Here is a 1,119-nt window from a genome sequence, read left to right on the forward strand (position 1 = left end):
GAGTGATTAGCGCAACGGATGAATACGTAGCCAGCGTATTCTCCGTGATGGCGGAAGTACGTCGGTTTGAGGTCGTCGAGCATCTGTCGAACACAGAATTGAACCAAGCGATCGAGGAGGCACAGAAGGCGGACGAGACGCGTCTCGTCCGGCGACTCTGTTTCGTCAAAAACCTGTACGACGGGAAGACTCAACAGCAGGCGGGTGAGGCTGTTGGCGTTTCTCAACCAACGAGTAGCCGCTGGGCACGCGCATGGAATGATGGCGGCGTAGAGGGGCTTCGACCCCGCTTCGGCGGCGGTCGGCCGCCGAAGCTTACCCCCGTCCAGTGGGCAGATATCTGTACTACTCTCGAGGAGGGCCAGCCTTGGACACCACGCGAAATTCACGCGCTCATTGAAGATCGCTACGACGTTACCTACCATCCAACGCATCTCGCTCGGAAGCTTCGCGAGTCTGGAATGCACTACGCGAAGCCACGGCCGATGGATCCTCGAAGTCCCGCCGACGCTGAAGAGATTCTCGCCGAGCGCCTGATCGAGGCGCTCGGCGAGGAGAACCGAGACAGTTCGGAAAAGGAGGATGATCCAGTTGTCTTGGGGTTCTTTCGATGAGGCGTGGCCACAACCATTCGAGAACTCCCAGCGAATGTGGTCGTATGACCGTACCGTCCAGATAGAGAAACCGCTGGTGACAGTGCCGTGGCGGTCGATTGGCTTCTACGCGCTGACTGGGAACAGCGTGATCACGTACAAAGAGCGGTTAGTCAAGGAGACGATCGTCGAGGCACTCGAAGAGATCCGCGAGCAGAATCCGCGGGGCCGGATTCTGCTCGTGGCCGACAACTACGGCTCCCATCACGCCAAGCTCACTCAACAACGGGCCGACGAACTCGGCATCGAGTTCGTCTTCATTCCGCCGTACTCGCCAACGTTGAACGCGATAGAACCGCTGTGGAAAGATCTCAAACGCGAGATTTCACCGACTATCTTCGAGGGCAAAGACCACTTCCGTGAGTTTCTCAGCGAGACGTTTCTTCGGTTGAGTCAGCGACTTAGCTTTGCTGTTGACTGGATTGAGACCTTTCTTCCCGATATTCAGGTGTTACAGTGATCACTC

2 protein-coding genes are annotated in these 1,119 nt (G+C 57.0%); both read left to right on the top strand.

From position 1 onward, the window contains the following. The coding region (locus EA472_RS23305) for an IS630 family transposase (RefSeq protein ID WP_207891206.1) at nt 1–614 on the top strand (614 nt) is incomplete at its 5' end. Between the two features lie 34 nt (nt 615–648). After that, nucleotides 649–1,113 (top strand): IS630 family transposase, encoded by a 465-nt coding sequence (locus tag EA472_RS23310; RefSeq protein ID WP_279387197.1) that lies wholly within the window; start codon nt 649–651, stop codon nt 1,111–1,113. Nucleotides 1,114–1,119: the final 6 nt, after the last annotated feature.

It is taken from the genome of Natrarchaeobius oligotrophus, assembly GCF_003841465.1.
GTDB classification, from domain to species: domain Archaea; phylum Halobacteriota; class Halobacteria; order Halobacteriales; family Natrialbaceae; genus Natrarchaeobius; species Natrarchaeobius oligotrophus.

Excerpts from the sequence above, each read along its gene's own strand:
- EA472_RS23310 (WP_279387197.1), top strand. The coding sequence starts at position 649 with ATGTGGTCGTATGACCGTACCGTCCAGATAGAGAAACCGCTGGTGACA.